This is a genomic window from Novosphingobium decolorationis, assembly GCF_018417475.1.
Classification (GTDB): domain Bacteria; phylum Pseudomonadota; class Alphaproteobacteria; order Sphingomonadales; family Sphingomonadaceae; genus Novosphingobium; species Novosphingobium decolorationis.
In genome coordinates this window covers 2851439-2868630 of record NZ_CP054856.1, presented here as the reverse complement: position 1 = coordinate 2868630, position 17192 = coordinate 2851439, and the positions used below count along the sequence as shown (strand labels likewise).

General features: G+C 65.9%; 17 protein-coding genes and 1 tRNA gene. 9 read left to right on the top strand and 9 right to left on the bottom strand.

What is annotated here, in order from left to right; all coding sequences use genetic code 11:
- Positions 1 to 89 precede the first annotated feature (89 nt).
- The 7 genes from HT578_RS13440 to HT578_RS13410 form a co-directional block, all read right to left on the bottom strand.
- Entirely contained in the window at positions 90 to 299 is a 210-nt protein-coding gene (locus tag HT578_RS13440; protein WP_039389751.1) for a hypothetical protein, read from the bottom strand.
- A gap of 38 nt (positions 300 to 337) precedes the next feature.
- Complete coding sequence (locus HT578_RS13435; protein WP_039389752.1) at positions 338 to 598, bottom strand: ribbon-helix-helix domain-containing protein; 261 nt, start codon at positions 596 to 598, stop codon at positions 338 to 340.
- Positions 595 to 1251: a ParA family partition ATPase gene (gene parA, locus HT578_RS13430; RefSeq protein WP_039389754.1), complete on the bottom strand. Its 657-nt coding sequence runs from the start codon at positions 1249 to 1251 to the stop codon at positions 595 to 597. The genes HT578_RS13435 and parA overlap by 4 nt, the downstream gene beginning before the upstream one ends.
- Positions 1252 to 1313: 62 nt before the next feature.
- Positions 1314 to 4262, bottom strand: a complete 2949-nt coding sequence (gene mobF / locus HT578_RS13425; protein WP_213500020.1) for a MobF family relaxase — start codon at positions 4260 to 4262, stop codon at positions 1314 to 1316.
- The gene (locus HT578_RS13420; protein WP_213500018.1) at positions 4259 to 5035 is read right to left on the bottom strand and encodes a ribbon-helix-helix domain-containing protein; all 777 of its coding nucleotides are present in this window, start codon (positions 5033 to 5035) and stop codon (positions 4259 to 4261) included. Before HT578_RS13420 ends, mobF begins: the two co-directional genes overlap by 4 nt.
- A gap of 322 nt (positions 5036 to 5357) precedes the next feature.
- Positions 5358 to 6566 carry a helix-turn-helix domain-containing protein gene (locus HT578_RS13415; protein WP_213500016.1) on the bottom strand — a complete coding sequence of 403 codons (1209 nt, stop codon included), beginning with the start codon at positions 6564 to 6566 and terminating at the stop codon, positions 5358 to 5360.
- Positions 6567 to 6811: 245 nt separating this feature from the next.
- Positions 6812 to 6888 (bottom strand) — tRNA-Arg (locus tag HT578_RS13410).
- A gap of 154 nt (positions 6889 to 7042) precedes the next feature.
- Here HT578_RS13410 and HT578_RS13405 point away from each other — a divergent pair.
- Both HT578_RS13405 and HT578_RS13400 read left to right on the top strand, forming a co-directional pair.
- Positions 7043 to 7471 (top strand): hypothetical protein, encoded by a 429-nt coding sequence (locus tag HT578_RS13405; protein WP_239026285.1) that lies wholly within the window; start codon positions 7043 to 7045, stop codon positions 7469 to 7471.
- A gap of 50 nt (positions 7472 to 7521) precedes the next feature.
- Positions 7522 to 8031: an MmcB family DNA repair protein gene (locus tag HT578_RS13400; RefSeq protein ID WP_213500014.1), complete on the top strand. Its 510-nt coding sequence runs from the start codon at positions 7522 to 7524 to the stop codon at positions 8029 to 8031.
- 1 nt (position 8032) lies between these two features.
- Here HT578_RS13400 and HT578_RS13395 read toward each other — a convergent pair whose 3' ends face one another.
- Positions 8033 to 8437, bottom strand: coding sequence for a hypothetical protein (locus HT578_RS13395; RefSeq protein WP_213500012.1), 405 nt, complete (start codon positions 8435 to 8437; stop codon positions 8033 to 8035).
- Positions 8438 to 8445: 8 nt separating this feature from the next.
- Positions 8446 to 8613 (bottom strand): DUF1289 domain-containing protein, encoded by a 168-nt coding sequence (locus HT578_RS13390; RefSeq protein WP_084591999.1) that lies wholly within the window; start codon positions 8611 to 8613, stop codon positions 8446 to 8448.
- Between the two features lie 306 nt (positions 8614 to 8919).
- Here HT578_RS13390 and HT578_RS13385 point away from each other — a divergent pair, with 306 nt between their 5' ends.
- From HT578_RS13385 to HT578_RS13355, 7 genes are all read left to right on the top strand, one after another.
- Positions 8920 to 10413: a DEAD/DEAH box helicase gene (locus HT578_RS13385; RefSeq protein ID WP_213500010.1), complete on the top strand. Its 1494-nt coding sequence runs from the start codon at positions 8920 to 8922 to the stop codon at positions 10411 to 10413.
- Positions 10414 to 10727: 314 nt separating this feature from the next.
- Positions 10728 to 11462, top strand: coding sequence for a sterol desaturase family protein (locus tag HT578_RS13380; protein ID WP_239026284.1), 735 nt, complete (start codon positions 10728 to 10730; stop codon positions 11460 to 11462).
- A gap of 26 nt (positions 11463 to 11488) precedes the next feature.
- Positions 11489 to 11944 (top strand): DUF2141 domain-containing protein, encoded by a 456-nt coding sequence (locus tag HT578_RS13375; protein ID WP_213500008.1) that lies wholly within the window; start codon positions 11489 to 11491, stop codon positions 11942 to 11944.
- A 71-nt stretch (positions 11945 to 12015) separates the two neighbouring features.
- Positions 12016 to 13299, top strand: coding sequence for an MFS transporter (locus tag HT578_RS13370; RefSeq protein WP_213500007.1), 1284 nt, complete (start codon positions 12016 to 12018; stop codon positions 13297 to 13299).
- A 102-nt stretch (positions 13300 to 13401) separates the two neighbouring features.
- Positions 13402 to 14775 (top strand): PAS domain-containing protein, encoded by a 1374-nt coding sequence (locus HT578_RS13365; RefSeq protein WP_213500006.1) that lies wholly within the window; start codon positions 13402 to 13404, stop codon positions 14773 to 14775.
- Positions 14776 to 15029: 254 nt separating this feature from the next.
- Positions 15030 to 16391, top strand: coding sequence for a M48 family metalloprotease (locus HT578_RS13360; protein ID WP_422394353.1), 1362 nt, complete (start codon positions 15030 to 15032; stop codon positions 16389 to 16391).
- Between the two features lie 65 nt (positions 16392 to 16456).
- The gene (locus HT578_RS13355) at positions 16457 to 17167 is read left to right on the top strand and encodes a DsbA family protein (RefSeq protein ID WP_338422137.1); all 711 of its coding nucleotides are present in this window, start codon (positions 16457 to 16459) and stop codon (positions 17165 to 17167) included.
- Positions 17168 to 17192: the final 25 nt, after the last annotated feature.

Genomic DNA, 17192 nt, shown 5'->3' with positions numbered 1-17192 from the left:
GAGACAATGAGCCCCAGAACCGCGCCACTTCTAAACATGTCCATGAGAGCGTGCATTGGCCCCGCACTCACGCACCTGGCGAATTCGCGTCATTTTGAGATCAAAACATCGGAGATGCTTCTCACCGCCACAATTTCACGAGCGGCGCACTCGTCCTCGAAATCCTGCAGACACAACCGCAAGGATTCCTCTAGATAGGAAGCCACCGAACGCCCGGTTCGCTTCGACAAGCCCTCCAACTGCTGACGCAGATCGGCGGGTAGCGTCGACCAGACAGTATCGCTCTGCTGCATTTCCATCGCCAGTTCCTTCTTGCGAGACAGATTTCCGCGTGGGCCTATTTGCCGATCGGGCTCTCACCATGCTTCCTCAGGACGTCGTTAAAGGCCTCGGCCATGAGGTCCTGAAGGCTCATGCCCTGCTTGCGGGCACACATGTGCATGGCCAGAGACATCTCCGGCGAGAAGTACCCTGAGATGGCTTTCCTTCCAACACGACTGGGCGGCGTGACCGGGCTATCCGTTGCCGAGCCTGGACTGGCTTCCTTTGCGGGAGTGGAGGACGGGGCCTTGTCGGCCAGATTGGCAAACCGGCTCATTGGGCGGTCTCCAATCCGTGTGAACATGTGGACATGTTCAACTGCGCACAGGCCCACATGTGCAAGGCTGCGATTTCCTGCGCCGCCTTGCCCTCGGGTTCGAGCTCGAAGGCGGTGGCGCCCTGGGCGCTGGCGTGCCGGTAGACCGCCCGGTCCGGTAGCAGGACTGGACAGCACTGCGCCCCGAACCCGCTGACGAGGTCGCGAGCATCCTCGTAAATGCGCGGGGCGTTAGGTGGACCGGCGGTGAACACGACATGGGCCGTCTTGCCGACGAGCTTTGCCAGCTGGATGGTGGTGCGGATGGCGGCGAGATCGAAGGCGCTGGGTCTGCAGGGCACAAGGACCAGATCGGCGATCTCGATGGCTCGGGTTGCGGCGCTGTCGGCGTGGGGCGGTGTGTCGATCACTACGAAACGCGCGCCTTGGGCCTTCGCTGCGGAGACTTTCGCGGCGATGCGCGGCGGCGCGCTGTCGATGACTTCGGGCGCGGCACCTTCCCGCCATTCCGCCCACTGGCTGGCGGTGGCCTGGGGATCGGTGTCGATGATGAGCGACACCTGACCGATACGCTCGGCGGCTGCGGCCAGATGGATGGCAAGCGTCGTCTTTCCGGCGCCGCCCTTCTGGCTGATGATGGCAATGGTGGACATGTTCAGGCGTCCTCGTGTTCACATGTGAAGGTGTGGGAGTGTGGACAGGTGAGCATCAGGGCTCACCGGCTGCGTTCGATGTTACGCTCAGGCAGGTCGACCTTGGCGTTTTCAGGTTTGGCTTCACCGGCTTGGCTCAGGTCTGGCCGGGCATCCTCGAAGCCCAGCTTGCGCTTGAGATAGTCGGTCTCGGATTCGCCGGGACGGCGCCCCTGGTCCGCGATTTCCAGGGCGCTCGCCTTATCGCCCGCGTTGCGGATCACCGCGCGTTCCACGCCCTGCACGTTGTCGACGATCAGGGAGAGGTTGTCGGTCGCGCGCGTCGCGGACACCAGGAACGAGCGGGTCGAGTTCAGGTGGCGCTCCTGTTCGCGCATCACAAGAATGGCGCTCTGCGCCGTCATCCCCTGGCTGGCATGGACCGTCAACGCGTAGGCAAGGTCGAGCTTTTCCAGTGCCCGATCATCGCGCCTGAGATCGATCTCCATTCCATCGGCATGCCGCACCGTGACTGTTTCTGCGGTGATCGCGGTGATTGACGATTGCTGGTTGTTGAGAAGCCCTCGGCTCTGGTTGTTGTCGGTCCAGCGCACGCGGTCCCCTACATGCAGGTCGATCTGCTTTTCCCGGTAGAGCGACACGGCATCGTGCTTGAGATTTCGCGGCAGGCGTTCTGGTGAAATGGTCTTGATGCTGCCATCGGACATGCACAGCGTAACGCGGTTTCCTTCGCGGTCGATAACCGTACCGCGTTCTCCCCTCCACAGACTCTGGGACGGCAGGTTCGTCCTGAACTCGACCACGTTGCCTCCGGTCCAGGCGCGCAATTGCCGCGCGCCTTCGCGGGTCACGTTGATTTTCTCCAGCACGGTCTGCGGACTTGCCGCAGCTCCGATTTCCCCTGCCGTGCGCAGTTCCTGCTGGACCGCGGCATTGATGGCGCTGCGCATCGCCCGGCTTGGGGCGAGGAGCAGCGTGCGGTCTCGGCTCTTGGCGTCGAGGGACGCCCATCGCTGGGCGGCAAGACTGGCCGCTTCCTGGTTTCCCACCTCGGTCGTTCTATCTTCGAGAAGCCGGAAGGCACCGCCGACGTCGTTCTCCGCAAGGGCCGCGTTCACCTCTTTCATCAAGGGTGACGCCGCCCGCAGGTTCTCCTGAATATGCGACGTGGGGGCGCCCTTTGCCTGAGTCATTTCAAAAGGCTTGCCAGCTTCGACAGGCGGTAGCTGTCTGACATCGCCCGCCATGACTAGGCGCTCGACGCCCAGCGCGGATGCAATGCGCAGCAACTGTTCGAACTGCTGATTGGGGATCATCGAGGCCTCGTCCACCATTACGAACGATCCGCTGAGAGTGCTGCGCAGTTCGGAGAGCTTGTCCGCCCCCGCGCTGCCATCCAGCACGCCCCTGTGGCGGGCGACGAAGGCGGCAATCGACTGCCCGGGAACTCCGACCTTCTCGCCAAAATCCCGCGCGGTGCCCGATGCGATGGCAAGGGCATGAACGGCGCGCCCTTCCTCGCGCGCTACCTGCGCGACCGGACTTAGAGAAGCCGATTTGCCCGTGCCAGCTCCGCCCTGGACATAGTGCACCCGGTTTGTACTCGAGAGGATGTCTACGGCGGCTTTTTGCTGCCCTGGATTCAGGCGGCGCAGTCCTAGGTCTTGGGCGGCCTCCTGAACCCGAGCGGCCGCCTCAGGGCGCTGCATCATGGGAACGCATGCACCCCGCGCGGCCTGCAGATGCCCGAGAATGCGCTCCTCGAGGCGTACAGCGGTTTCTGGTGTCAGCAGCCGATCACCGCCGACGAGCAGGCCCTTCGCAACCAAAAGGTCTATCCGATGCTCAACCTCGGCGACGGACATCGGTCCCATCCGGTCCAGCGCCCGGCCAAGCAGGTCGATCCGGTCAAAGCCTGCTTCGCGCTCGGACAGATCACGCGAGGCCGAGGCTACCGCTTCGGCCGCCGCATAGGCCCTGGGTTCGAGACGGCCGATGCGTTCCGGCACGAGAGGATCGTCTGCCCGCGGTGTAAGTCCCATGGCCGACACCAGCGCAACTCCTTGATTTCCGATCCCTTTTATCCCGGTGATGACCCGGTCCCACATCGACTGTCCGCGCTCGAGCCGCTGAATGGACGCGCGCACCACCTTCTGCGCATCCAGCCCCACCGTTGCGGCCAGATCGCGCCATCCTTCCGCGCGCTTTGCCGGATCGGGCGCGACCTCCTTCCCTTTCCGCGTGGCCAGGGCTGCGATCTCCCGTTCGCGAGGCGAGCCCCGCCCTTCCGCATCCAACGCTTCCCGGATTTCGGTCGAACGGGTCGAGAAGGCCTCGATGATCTCGCGGCTGATGCCAGTGAGCTCGAAGGCCCCGTCCACGGGATTACGCGCCGGAGTGGTCTCGTAGCCGAGCCCCTCGAGTCGGCCGCGAAGCTCGGAATTGAAGACCGCGCTGATCGCATGCTGGCGACGGAAGAGTTCATCGTTCCTGAGCGCGTGCCACTTTCCATCTGACGCCTTAGTGGCATTTAGGACCACGGCGTGGATGTGCAATTGCGGCTCTGCGTTCCGGTTCACGTCGTGCAGGAAGGTCGCGGCTAGGAGATTGCCACTGCGCTCGACCTGCTGTCGCTCACCATCCCAGATTTTGGTCTCGATAAGGTTCCTCTCGATCCAACCCAGGGTCGCGCCAACTGCCTGCTTCAGTTCGCTAACGATCCGCTTATCCCCGCCGATGATCGCTAGTAGGGACACCGATTTGGACACGGATAGAGTCAGATCGAGGCCGGGCCGGTGCTCGCCACGACGGGCATCTAACTGGCTGCCATCGGGTAGCTTGCCCAAAAGCATCCGTTCGAAGATCTCCGGGTCCACCTTGCCCGATAGGCCCAGCGCATCGGCGCCCCGACCGACCCACTCGCTTTGCTCGACGGCCTCATCCGCTGTGTAGTAGTTGTCGGATGCGTAATACGCGGCGCCATCGCCTGCCACGGCTCCAATCGAAATCATGGCTGCCCTCCGGTCTTGATCGGGGCGAGGACCGGGCACTGGTCCAGTCGGCGGGATGATCGATAGAGCTCGCAGATGCCAATGTCGGATGAACCATAGAGGGCGCTGGCGACAGGCGTCGCGATCCAGCTGTAAGGCAGGACTTTCGCGGCCCCCACCTGTACAATCGAAAGGGCAATTAGGCCCACGACGAGGAGGAAAGCGGTTTCCCAGCTCGCCAGTTTAAACTGGTCGAAGAAGTGCCAGTGGAGCGACGGGCGCTTCTGTTGGAGTCCGGCCAGCACCTCCTTTCGCAGCGATACGAGATGCGCCTCAATTGCAGCTTGTCCCGATGGTCGCTCGACAGCCGAGGTGACCTCGTCCAGCTTGCTAGTGATCTGCCCTTGCAGCTCCTGCAGCGCTTGGAAGAACGGTGAGCTTCCCTCCCTGAAACGGCCGGCGAGTTCTTTGGCATGCGTCTCCCTGGCGTTGCGGTTCGCCTCTTCGGTCGCATGGCTCGCCATGAGAAGGTTGCGCTCGCGCTTCTCCGCCGAGCGCAGCAAGCGATCGAGATCGATACGCAAGGCGCTGAGCTCCTGAACCAGGCGCACCGCGTCATCGGGACGTACCGGTTGCTCAGGAGGATCGAACATTGCGCGGCCCTGTTCATCCGCTCGCACCGCTTCTTCGGCAAGAGCTCGAAACAGGTCCGGCCGCGACACGTTCTGCCGCTCTGCAAGGGCGTCGAGACGACGCAGAAGCCCATCATCGTAGCTGACGTTTACCTGAGCCATGCTGTGCCTCCCCCGATTGGGAGACTAGGCGAAAAACCGCAAATTTCTGCGCCTCTACGATGGGCGTAGAGGGACGCCCTACGCCGGAAGGTCGACAGAACCAGCTTTGCCGATCGCCCTAGCGCCCAGCCTACTCCGTAGAACCGCGCAATTCTGCGGGCTCCGGCCTGATCCGCTCGCCTTACGCCGTAACGTGGAGTGTGAAATTCACTTACTTCCCCATGAGTCAGCGAGGTCCTAGGATAGCCGCCGATCATCGAGGAATGGGACCAGAGCCCTGTTGGGCAGGGGCGGCCCTGCGGCCGGTAGAGCAAACAAACGCTCATGGCAGCACCTCCAATTGAAAGTTTGCGAGGAAAGACGCTGTGAGTTCCTCCGCAGAGTACCGGCGCTCCTCTGTCGGCTCGGGCCTTGCGAATTGGCGCGGCAACTCGCGGTCAAGATCCATGCGCAGGCCTGCCATCAGCATGCCCTGCAGGTTCACCCCGCCTAGCCGCTTGGCCAAACCGAAAGCGCATCGGGCTGGATCGCGCGCGTGATAGGGATCATCTTGCGGAAGCCGAGCATTGCGGTGGATGACAAGAATGGCCAAGGCGGCCGCTTCCCTCCCCAAGCGCTGACAAATAGAGCCCCAACCGGCAGGCCCGATACCGAGTTCGCTGCAGACCTGTGCCGAAGCTTCAACCAGATTTGCCGCACTGGCGCCCCCCAGGGCTTCGACCCTCATCCGATAGCTCGCAGACGCAAGCAACATGGCCTGCCGCGGCGTGACTCGAGCCGCTTCGCTGGCGGCCGGAGGCGTACGAAGGTTTTTAGAGTGTTTAAGAGGGGTATATGGTGCCCCAGAAATTTCCGACGCGTCGGCAGTTTTTGCATCCTCATCGGAAATTTTGGTTGCACCGCAAGCTGCGGAAATGGCGGTCCGAACGGACTGCAGGGCAGCAAGAAGTTCCTCGAGGTGGGGCCTGTCCCGCAGACGCGATGTACGCCCGCCAGGCAGGATCGCATCCATCTTCCGGATTGCACCAGTGTCTCCGCAGACCTGGATCCGGCGCCGTACGAGTTGGATTTCAGCGCGCAAGATTTCCAGCGCGGCCCGCTCTTCGCTGAGCTCCTTCTGGAGGTCGAGAAGGTAGGCTTGCTTCTCTTGCGTGAGCATCGGCGACAAATTGATCCCGGCAGCCCATGCGATTTGCCCGGAACTGTCCCGCTTGGCGCAGCGGCGGCCGTTCTTCCCGAACGTGCGCTGGATCAGCCCGGCCTGCTCGAGCGATGTCTCGATGTTCCAGACTTGCCGAGGACTGCAACCGAGCTCTCCCGCCACGGCGTCGACGCTGTTCCAATGCGCGCAGATTGCCCCGCGCCGAAAGTCGCCGTCGCGGCACCACTTGATGCACAGCTCAAGGTAACGGATCTGACGCGCGTTGAGTTTGAGGCCGTCCCGGCCAACCTCGCGGATAAGGTCAATCAGCGCCCACTTGCCGCTTATCGCCGCGTGCAGGCCACCATGCTTTTGCGTGACACCTGTCATGGCGCACCTCCAACGAGGTTCCGCCTTGCAGGCGATTCGGCGATGGCGTAGGGAAGAAGGGTAGCTACAGCTTCGTATCGACCGCTGGTGAGGATGGCAGTCCTCCCAGCGGTTTTATTTTGCTCGCTGCATCCAGATGGCCAAGGGCCTGCTTCAGACACCCGCCAAAGGCGAATTATCCGGGGATAATCCGGGAGAAGGGCCCAAAAAGAACCCTTCAATGATCGATAAGTCTCTGAGAAGGCTGGCGCACCCGACAGGATTCGAACCTGTGGCCTCTGCCTTCGGAGGGCAGCGCTCTATCCAGCTGAGCTACGGGTGCAGTAAAGCGCCGCCTAGCAGAGCCTTGGCAGGGACGCCAGCGCCAAATCCATCCGCATGTGCAGGAACTTCACCCAGAAGAGGCGCGGGTTCGCCGCATGAATGCGCGGCAGTTAGGAAATTGGCAAGCGCGCCGCGCCTAGATTGAGCTGATTATGGACGCGACTCCGCACAAGACGGGCAAATTTGCCGCCACAGGTTCCGGATCTGGCCGGTCGGGGCGCGCCCAGTTCGGAAACGGATCGGCCAGCGCGCTGTCGATGAAGTGGTCGGCCCTGCATGATGCCGCGCAAGCCATTGCCAGCATCGCCGGAACGCCTTGCCCCCCGCTTACCCAGGCCATCCGGGCATTTCCCGCGCAAGTCCGCGATGCCGGAGAGGAGCGCCGCCTCCAGGCCGAACAGGAAATCGCGGACCTCTCGGCGATCATGGAGGCGGGACTGTCCGCACTGCTCGCCGCCCTTGCGCGCGGGAGCCATCCCCAGGCCGCCGCCCGCGCGCTGTGGAGCGAGTTCGTGCGCACCCGCGACGGGCTCCTCCATCTGGCCCTCAGTCCGCAGGGGACCGCGCGCCGAATGGCCTGAGCTGTCCGCCACACGTTGCAAGTTCCCATTTTGTTCTTATCATGGCGGTCATGGCCGTCACCGATTCGATTCGTCCCGATCCCGCTGCCGACAGCGGCGCCTCCATCGTTGCCTCCGACGTCGTGCGCGGCGTCTCGCGGCTCTTTGCCCGCAACGACATCTGGTGCCTGCCCGAGATGATGCTGCGCAACGGTCGACGCGCGGACCTGATGGGCGTGGACGCGCGCGGGCAAGTCATCATCGTGGAGATCAAGGTGAGCCGGGCCGATCTGCTTGGCGATGGCAAGTGGACCGACTATCTCGAGTTCTGCGACAGGTTCTACTGGGCGCTGCCCCCCGCGCTCGACCGCGCCCCGCTGGAGACCGAGGCGTTCCTGCCCGATGCGTGCGGGGTGATCGTGGCGGACAGCTACGACGCCGAGATCCTGCGGCCGGCCCCCTTGCGTCAGCTTGCCGCTGCGCGCCGCAAGGTCGAGGTCGAGCGCCTTGCCCGCGCAGCCCTGCGCCGCCTGGTGGTGAGCGCCGACCCCGAAACGCAGAAGTGGGACCGGGAGAGCTGAGCTAGACTGCCTGGGCTCCTGGCCAGCGCCGCCTTGGGGTGCTCTGCGCAAGTGCGCGCGTTTTGGCATCCCCCTTGTCGATGTCGATCACATGGCACGGTTGGAAAGGAAGCTCGATTCCGCTCCAGAACGTGTCGTTCTCGCGGATGCTGCTGGGATCGTTGTCGAGAAGGCCCAGAAATCCTCCGTCGTAGCGCGCGCGGACGAGGACCCACATGCGTTCGACGGCGACCGGCTCATCGGGGCAATCGACCTGAATCCGGAAGATGAGCTTCACCAGATCGCCCGGTGCCAGGTTCTCTCGCTCACCCAGGGAGGGTATCCAGAACGTATCCGGCGCGGCGGCGTGGTAGACCTCGCCATCGTCCAGACACCAGCCATCAACCTGCAAGTCAGGCTCGCGCATCGGCTCCCTCACTTTGTCGCCAGCGCATCCAGCCGCGCCCAGACCGCGCGCTTGCCCGCCTCATCGAGGCGGGGCCAGGCGACGATTTCCTCGATCGTGCGGTGGCAGCTGCGGCAGACCCGCCGGGCGGAATCGAGCGCGCAGGTGTTGCGGCAGGGAGAGGGGACCTCGGACATGGGCCCATGCTCAGCCGATTCGGATCGGACCGGCAAGCGCAATTATCTTGCGTTTTCCACAGAACGCCCCTATCTGCCATCCCGCAACCGGCGCGCAGGAGTGATTCCTGCGCTGCAGTCCGCGAGCGGCGTGAGGTCCAGGGATAGGCGAAAAGCCGAAAAATCCCGGACCGGCCCGGACGAGCGGTTGCGATAGAACCAAGCTTCCTTCTTCACGCAGGGTCGCCCGAACGACACCTTGCCGTGCGCGCGCTTGCTTCGATATTTCCGGCGCGCACCAAGCATGACAACTTGAAAGTGACGTGCATGTCCTATTTTTCCGACCTTGGTCTGGCCGAGCCCCTGCTGCGTGCGCTCGAGGCCAAGGGCTATACCGATCCCTCGCCGATCCAGCGCAAGTCGATCCCCTCGCTTCTCGAGGGCCGCGACCTGCTGGGCATCGCGCAGACCGGGACCGGCAAGACGGCAGCCTTCTCGCTGCCCTCGCTGCACCGCCTCGCCGCCGATCCCAAGCCGCGCCAGAACGCGGGCTGCCGCATGCTGGTGCTCTCGCCCACGCGTGAGCTGGCCGCGCAGATCGCCGACAACATGCGGGGCTATGCCAAGTTCCTCAACCTCTCGATCCAGTGCGTCTTCGGCGGCGTTCCGGCGGGCAAGCAGGCCCGCGCGCTCGAGCGTGGCTGCGACGTCCTTGTCGCGACGCCGGGCCGTCTGCTCGACCTCATCGACAGCCGCGCGCTGACCCTCAAGCACGTCGAGATCTTCGTGCTCGACGAAGCCGACCAGATGATGGACCTGGGCTTCATCGTGCCGCTCAAGCGCGTCGCCGCCCTGCTCCCCAAGCAGCGCCAGAGCCTGTTCTTCTCGGCCACCATGCCCCAGGCCATTGCCGAGCTGGGCAAGCAGTTCATCAACAACCCGATCAAGGTCGAGGTCGCCCCGCAGTCGACCACGGCCGAGCGCGTCGAACAGTACGCGACCTTCATCAACCAGGCCGAGAAGCAGGCGCTGCTCACCATCCGCCTGCGGGAAGGCCTCGCCGAGGACGCCGCAGAAAAGGCCGAGCACGGCGCGATCGACCGCGCGCTTGTCTTCACCCGCACCAAGCACGGCGCGGACCGCGTGGTGCGCCACCTGACCGCTGCCGGCATTCCCGCCGCCGCGATCCATGGCAACAAGAGCCAGGCCCAGCGCACCGCCGCGCTCGGCGGCTTCCGCCAGGGCACGATCCGCGTCCTTGTCGCGACCGACATCGCCGCGCGCGGCATTGACGTCTCGGGCGTGTCCCACGTCTACAACTTCGAGATCCCGAACGTGCCCGAACAGTACGTCCACCGCATCGGCCGCACCGCGCGTGCTGGTGCCGACGGCGTGGCCGTGAGCTTCGTCGCGCCGGACGAGAAGCCCTACATCCGCGATATCGAGCGCCTGACCCGCGTCAAGCTGACCGCGCTCGGCCTGCCCGAGGATTTCGTGGTCGAGGCACGCCGCCTGCCCGCTCCCACCCGCCGCAAGCCCGAGCCCCAGGGCCAGGGCCGCTCGGGCGGTGGCCGCGGCGGCAACAACGCCCGGGGCGGCAACGGCGGTGGCCAGGGTAGCCGTTCGGGCGGCGGCAAGCCGCGCCGCGATCGCCAGGGCGGTGAGGGCGAGCGCCAGGATCGCCGCGAAGCTCCGCGCGGTGAGCGCAACAACGGCGCGAACGCGGGCGGTGCGGGCGAAGGCGAGCACAAGCGCTGCTTCCGTCCCCGCGGCGGCAAGAGCGTGGGCACGCACAAGAACGCGGTGCGCCGCGCGGGCTGAGCCTGCCGCGCCATCGCACGTAAACGAAACGATCCCGGGGGCTCTTGCTCTCGGGATCGTTTCGTTTCTGGCCTTATCAAAAGGAAAGAAGAGATGATTCAAGGGGCCATCGCCCCTTGACCCCGGAACGGGCGACCTCACCTGTCTTGACCCAGGCTGCGCGCGGGACGTGAGATCGACAGTTCGGGGAGCCCGAGGGCGATGGCCCTCGGAAACCTCTTGCTGTCTTTACTAAACCCGGATCGCACTGAATTCGGCGTATCTTTTCCCGCCATGGCTTTGCAGGCGTCCAGCAGGCAGGCATAAGCGGGTATATGGGATCGCTGTCCGCCCCCGGCCTCTGGGCCCTTCTCGTCTCGGCTCTGGCCATGACGGCCATCGTGGGCGGGCGCTATCTGGCGACCTCCGGCCTCTTCGCGCTCATCACCCGGCGCGCCCGGCCCGGACTCTATGCCGGGATGGACCGCCAGATCCGCAGCGAGATCTTCTGGTCACTGCTCTCGGCCGGGATCTACGGCGTTCCCGCCGGGATCGTGGCCTGGGGCTGGCAGGCCCATGGCTGGACGCGCATCTACACCGATTTTTCCGACTACCCTGTGTGGTGGATGCCGCTTTCGGTCTTTCTCTTCCTCTTCGCGCACGACACCTGGTTCTACTGGACCCACCGCTGGATGCACCGCCCGCGCGTGTTCCGCATCGCCCACGCGGTCCACCACGCCAGCCGCCCGCCGACGGCCTGGGCGGCGATGAGCTTCCACCCCGTCGAGGCAGTGACGGGCGCGGTGGTGATCCCTGCGCTCGTCTTTCTCATCCCGATCCACGTGGCCATGCTCGGCCTCGTGCTCACCATCATGACCGTGATGGGCATTACCAACCACATGGGCTGGGAGATTTTCCCCCAGGCCCTTGTCCGCTCGCGGCTCGGCCACTGGCTGATCACCGCCTCGCACCACCACCGCCACCACGAGCAGTACCGATGCAACTACGGCCTCTATTTCCGGTTCTGGGACCACCTCTGCGGGACCGACCGGGGTATATCCACGCCCTGAGCCTGCTCGCCCTTGCCCCGCTCGCGATGGGGGCAACAGGGGCCGGGGACGAGGGCACTTCGGCGCCCGCGGCCAAGGTCGTCACCAGTGCGCTCGCCGTGAAAGGCGCGGTGCCCCACGTCACCGCCCGCATCACCGACCTTCGCTCCACCAAGGGGCAGATCCTGGCCTGCCTGACCCGCAATCCCGACACCTTTCCCGACTGCGACAAGGACCCCGAGGCGCACCGCCTGATCGTTCCGGCCAGCAAGGACGTGGAACTCGACTTCGGACCGGTCGCGCAGGGGCGCTACGCCGTCGCGCTGATCCACGACGAGAACGCCAACGGCAAGCTCGACAAGGCCCTCATCATCCCGCGCGAGGGCTTCGGCTTCTCGCGCGATGCGCCCGTGCGCATGGGACCGCCGGCTTTCGACAAGGCCGCCTTCGCCACCGGTGCGGAGAATACCCGCCTGACGATCCGCATGCGCTATTTGCTCTAGGCACGCCATTTACCGCCTGGACAGGCCCATAAGGCTTGCCGCCGCGCGCCGTGCCCCCTAACGCCGAAAGCGTGGAAGGATCGCAGCAAAGCCCCCGCCCGCCTTCGGCGACAGCGCAGACCTCGCCCGGCGGTCCTGACGGCCCGTTTTCTCCGTTTCGCCACCCCGTCTTCCGTTCGATCTGGATCGCGAACCTGTTCTCGAACCTGGGCGCGACGATGCAGGGCGTGGCCGCGGCCTGGCTGATGACCGACCTGACGAGCTCGCACCAGCTCGTCGCACTGGTCCAGGCCTCGACCACCGTACCGATCATGCTCTTTGGCGTGTTTGCGGGCGCGATTGCCGACAACTACGACCGCCGCATCGTCATGCTGATCGCGCAATCGGGCATGCTGCTTGTCTCCAGCCTGCTGGCGGGGCTCACTTATGCCGGGCTCATCTCGCCCATCCTGCTGCTCGCCTTCACCCTGAGCGTGGGCATCGGCACCGCGCTCAACGCGCCCGCCTGGCAGGCCTCGGTGCGCCAGGTCGTCGCGCCGCGCCAGATTCCCCAGGCGATTGCGCTCAACTCGATCTCCTTCAACATCGCGCGTTCGGTAGGCCCTGCACTGGGCGGCCTCCTCATCTCGATCTGGGATGTCTCCTTCGCCTTTGCGATCAACGCGGTCAGCTACATCGGCCTCATCGGCGTGCTGCTGTGGTGGCGCCCGCAGCACCGCAAGATCGCCCCGACCCCGATCCTGCCCGCCGTCTGGGCCGGACTCAGCTACTGCGCCAAGACCCGCCCCTTGCGCCGGATCCTCACCCGCAGCTTCGCACTGGGCCTTGGACTCTCGGCCTACCAGGCGCTGCTGCCCACCGTGGTGAGCGACCAGATCGGGGGCACCGAGATCGACTTCGGCATGATGCTCGGCCTGTTCGGGATCGGCTCGATCTGCGCGGCCCCGTTCGGCACGACCATCCGGCGCAAGCTCGGCCTCGAGGGCATCCTGATGCTGGGCACGGGGGCTTTTGTCGTTTCCCTCTCGATCATCGCCGAGGTCCGCACGATTCCGCTTGCCCTGCCTGCCGCGTTCATCTCGGGGATGGCCTGGGTGCTGATCCTCACCACCATCAACACCGCAGTCCAGCTGCGCTCGCCCGAATCGATCCTGGGCCGCTGCCTTTCGATCTACCAGGCGGTCACCTTCGGGGGCATGGCCATCGGCGCGTGGATCTGGGGGGCGCTGGCGGACTGGAAGGGGCTGCCCTTCGCGCTCCACGCCGGATCGGTCGCGCTCCTCGCCGGGTTCCTGCTGCTGCGCGTGCTCGCCCCGTTGCCACGTCTGGGCGAAGGTCTCGTCGGCGAGGACTGAGCCTCCAATTGATCCCCCATTGAGCCACTGGGGCGCGCATTTAAAGATTATTTTACCACGGCAAGGCATGACGATGGGCCTGTCGGAGACTTGGGGTTTCACATGGATACGTTGCGCGGTCAGTTTTCCGAGCCCGACGTGCCTTTCGAGGAGGCGGGCAACACCGAATCGGACACGCCTGCCAGCGTGGGCCGCGACGAGCGGCGCATGCAGGTACGCGCCTACAACTTCTGGGCCGGCCTTCTGGGCGAACGCGCCTTTCCCCACACCGACGACCTTGCCCCCGAGACGATCTTCGACTTCGGGCCCAACAGCGTCCTCCTCGATTTCGCCGAGGGGATCGAGGACCCCATCGTCCGGTTCGTGGGCGCCACGCTGGCGCAGGAGTGCGACCTCGACACGCCGATCCGCACCCTTGCGGAGGTGCCCAGCCGCTCGCTGCTCTCGCGCATCACCGACCATTACATGCAGATCCTCGCGAACCAGGCCCCGATCGGGTTCGAGGCTGAATTCGTCAACCAGCGCGGCGAGACCGTGCTCTACCGCGGGATCCTGCTCCCCTTCGCGCGCGACGATGCCACCATCGATGCGATCCTGGGCGTCATCAACTGGAAGACGCTGAGCGCGGCCGAGGCGCAGGCGCGCGCGGCACGCGGGGGCGATGCGCCCGCGCAGGCCGACGAAAGCGTGCCCGCCATGCTGCGCGAAACGACCCCGATGACCGAATGGGCCGATGGCCCCGCCGATGAAGCCTTCGATATCGCCCGCGGTCTCGAACTGCCTGCGCTCTCGCTCGAACTGCCGACCGCGCAGTTCGGCCTCGTCGATCCGGCGGACCTGGCCGCCAGCGCGCCGACCGGCTTTGCGCCCCCCGCCCCGCGCGACCTCGCCGACTGGCTGGGCGCGGCACGTGAGGAAGCGCGTCTGACGCGCGGCTGCGAAAGCCGCTCGCGCGAGGCGCTCTACGCGGCCATCGGCCGCGCCTACGACTTCGCACTGGCCACCGAAGAAGCTCCGGACGCGTACGCCGAGCTGCTCGCCCAGGCCGAGATCACCGTGCAGGAGCGCGCCCCGCTGCTGCCCGTGGCCAAGCTCGTCTTCGGGACCGACTACGACAAGACGCGCCTTACCGAATTCGCCACCGCCATGGCCCACGGCCAGCGCCTGGGCCTTGCCCGCGGGGGTCTCAAGGACCTGCTTGCCACGACGCCCGGCGGCCTCAAGGCCGTTGTCCGGGCCGAGCGCGACCTGCGCCGCGCCGAGGCCGGGGACGCCAGCGCCCTGATCGCCCGCCACGAGGAACTCCTGGCCGCGCTGCGCCAGATGCCGCCCAAGCCCTTCGAACAGAGCGCGCAGGGCAGCGAATTTGCCGTCCTCGTCGCCCGCCGCACCCCCGAGGGGCGGCTTATCCTGCTGGGCAAGATCGACGACGACGCGCGCCTGCTGGACCGCGCGGCGCGCCACCTGCTCGATTGAGCGCGCCGGCCAGGCTGAACAGGAGATATCCGAGGGCCATCGCCCTCGGGCTCCCCGAACTGTCGACCTCACGTCCGCATGCAGCGGTAGCCGAAGGACGTGTTGTCGTCCGTTCCGGCGTCAAAGGGCGTTATCCTTCCCTGTTCCCCACTTCCCACGGCCCATCGCCCTCGCTAGGCTTCGCACCGTTCCCCGGCGCCCTGTCTGAAGGGCGCTTCAGCACCGGTTAAGGCCCGAAAGGCCCTAGAGGCACCATGCCGTTGATGCGTTTCGCCGCTGCCCTGATTTCCGTTCTGGCCCTGCTGGGCTGGTCGGCCTCCCCGGCCGCTGCGCAATCGATCCTGCGCGACGCCGAGACCGAGGCGTTGCTGCACGACATGGCCGAGCCCCTGATCGCGGCCTCCGGGCTGGAGCCCGAGAACGTCGACATCGTTCTCGTCAACGACATGTCGGTCAACGCCTTCGTTGCAGGCGGCCAGGCGGTCTACGTCAATGCAGGCCTCATCAACGAGGCGGACACTGCCGAGGAAGTCCAGGGCGTGATCGCGCACGAACTGGGCCACGTCACCGGCGGGCATGCCGTGCTGCGCCCGGGTGCCTCGGCGGCGAGCAATATCTCGATCCTCTCGCTGCTGCTGGGCGCGGCGGCGGCGGCGGCCGGTAGCGCGGAAGCGGGCCTTGGCGTGATGATGGCCGGGCAGCAGGCCGCGATGGGCAAGTTCCTCGCCTACACCCGCTCCCAGGAAGCCTCGGCGGACGCGGCGGGCGCGGAGTATCTCTCCCAGGCCGGGATCAGCGGGCGCGGCTCGATCGAGTTCTTCAAGAAGCTGCAGAACCTCGAGTTTCGTCATGGCTACCGTCCGCAGGAGGGCGACGAGTTCTTCTCCACCCACCCGCTCACCGGGGACCGCATCCAGACGCTCCAGGACACCTACCAGAAGGACCCGGCCTGGGATAAACCGGCCGATGCGGCCATGCAGAAGCGTTTCGTGCGCATGAAGGCCAAGCTGTTCGGCTATCTGGCCGAGCCGCGCCTCGTCTTTCGCGAGTACCCCACGACCGTCAACACGGTCCCCGCACGCTACGCCCGCGCCTACGCCTACCACCGCGAGAACCAGTTCGAGAAGGCGAGCGCCGAGGTCGCCGCCCTGGTCGAGACCGATCCCGACGATCCCTATTTCCTGGAAATGCAGGGGCAGATCCTGCTGGAAAGCGGGCAGCCCAAGAAGGCGCTCGAGCCCTTGCGCAAGGCCACGCAGGAAACCGGGAACCAGCCGCTCATCGCCACCCTCTTCGGCCACGCGCTGATCGCCACCGAGGACCGCGCCAACCACGACGAGGCGCGCCGCGTGCTCAAGGCCGCCGTGGTGCGCGACCGTGAGAACCCCTTTGCCTGGTACCAGCTGGGCGTCATCTACGCGCAGGACAACGACATGCCCCGCGCCTACCTCGCCAGCGCCGAACAGCAGGCCCTCTCGGGCCGCATGGCCGAGGCCCTGCGCAGCGCCCAGGCCGCCGAGGCGGGCCTGCCGGAATACTCCGCCGACTGGCTTCGTGCCCAGGATATCGAGATGCAGGCGCGCGCCGAACTGGAACGCCGCGCCGAGCGCCGCTAGGGCGCCTGCACACAACCACCGACCACCCTCGACAGACCAGACAGGACGCCAGGATACACATGGGAATGGGAACGAAGCTTGCTGCCGGGATTGCCGCTATCGCCGTGATTGGCGCAGGCGGCTGGTTTGGCGGCCGCATGGCGGTGGAACGCGTGGTCCACGACTACATCCTCGAACACCCCGAGATCCTGCCCCAGGCGATGGAAAACCTGCAGAAGCGCGAATCGCAAGAGCAGCTCGCCGGGGTACGCCAGAGCGTCGAGACCCCCTTCCCCGGCGCGGTCCTGGGCAACCCCGATGGCACCACGACGCTGGTCGAATTCAGCGATTTTGCCTGCGGCTACTGCCGCCAGAGCCTGCCCGACGTGCAGGCGCTGATCGCGAAGAACCCGGACCTGCGCATCGTCGTGCGCGAACTGCCCGTGATCAGCCCGGCAAGCCCGGCCGCCGCGCGCATGGCGCTCGCCGCCGCCGAACAGGGCAAGTACCCGGCGTTCCACGACGCAATGTACGCGGCAGGCCAGGTCGATGACGCCACCATCGAGGCGGTCGCGCAGAAGGTCGGCCTCGACATGGAGCGCGCGCGCCGCGTGGCCGAGAGCCCGACGGTCGAGGAAGAGATCCAGCGCAACCTCAAGATGGCGAGCCAACTGGGCTTCACCGGCACGCCAAGCTGGGTCGCGGGCGACGCCCTGATCGCAGGCGCGGTCGGCATCGACCAGCTGTCCCGCGCGCTCGACGAAGCGCGCACCGCACGCTCCGCACAGGACAGCTGAGCCCACTGCTTTTCAGGCGGCCCGG

What these genes read in the sequence shown, in the direction of transcription:
- HT578_RS13390 (WP_084591999.1), bottom strand. Translation starts at nt 8,613, where the DNA reads ATGTCCGAGGTCCCCTCTCCCTGCCGCAACACCTGCGCGCTCGATTCC.
- HT578_RS13365 (WP_213500006.1), top strand. Translation starts at nt 13,402, where the DNA reads ATGGATACGTTGCGCGGTCAGTTTTCCGAGCCCGACGTGCCTTTCGAG.
- HT578_RS13420 (WP_213500018.1), bottom strand. Translation starts at nt 5,035, where the DNA reads ATGGCTCAGGTAAACGTCAGCTACGATGATGGGCTTCTGCGTCGTCTC.
- HT578_RS13355 (WP_338422137.1), top strand. Translation starts at nt 16,457, where the DNA reads ATGGGAACGAAGCTTGCTGCCGGGATTGCCGCTATCGCCGTGATTGGC.
- HT578_RS13375 (WP_213500008.1), top strand. Translation starts at nt 11,489, where the DNA reads ATGGGGGCAACAGGGGCCGGGGACGAGGGCACTTCGGCGCCCGCGGCC.
- HT578_RS13440 (WP_039389751.1), bottom strand. Translation starts at nt 299, where the DNA reads ATGGAAATGCAGCAGAGCGATACTGTCTGGTCGACGCTACCCGCCGAT.
- HT578_RS13385 (WP_213500010.1), top strand. Translation starts at nt 8,920, where the DNA reads ATGTCCTATTTTTCCGACCTTGGTCTGGCCGAGCCCCTGCTGCGTGCG.
- mobF (WP_213500020.1), bottom strand. Translation starts at nt 4,262, where the DNA reads ATGATTTCGATTGGAGCCGTGGCAGGCGATGGCGCCGCGTATTACGCA.
- HT578_RS13415 (WP_213500016.1), bottom strand. Translation starts at nt 6,566, where the DNA reads ATGACAGGTGTCACGCAAAAGCATGGTGGCCTGCACGCGGCGATAAGC.
- HT578_RS13380 (WP_239026284.1), top strand. Translation starts at nt 10,728, where the DNA reads ATGGGATCGCTGTCCGCCCCCGGCCTCTGGGCCCTTCTCGTCTCGGCT.
- HT578_RS13435 (WP_039389752.1), bottom strand. Translation starts at nt 598, where the DNA reads ATGAGCCGGTTTGCCAATCTGGCCGACAAGGCCCCGTCCTCCACTCCC.
- parA (WP_039389754.1), bottom strand. Translation starts at nt 1,251, where the DNA reads ATGTCCACCATTGCCATCATCAGCCAGAAGGGCGGCGCCGGAAAGACG.
- HT578_RS13405 (WP_239026285.1), top strand. Translation starts at nt 7,043, where the DNA reads ATGGACGCGACTCCGCACAAGACGGGCAAATTTGCCGCCACAGGTTCC.
- HT578_RS13395 (WP_213500012.1), bottom strand. Translation starts at nt 8,437, where the DNA reads ATGCGCGAGCCTGACTTGCAGGTTGATGGCTGGTGTCTGGACGATGGC.
- HT578_RS13400 (WP_213500014.1), top strand. Translation starts at nt 7,522, where the DNA reads ATGGCCGTCACCGATTCGATTCGTCCCGATCCCGCTGCCGACAGCGGC.
- HT578_RS13360 (WP_422394353.1), top strand. Translation starts at nt 15,030, where the DNA reads ATGCCGTTGATGCGTTTCGCCGCTGCCCTGATTTCCGTTCTGGCCCTG.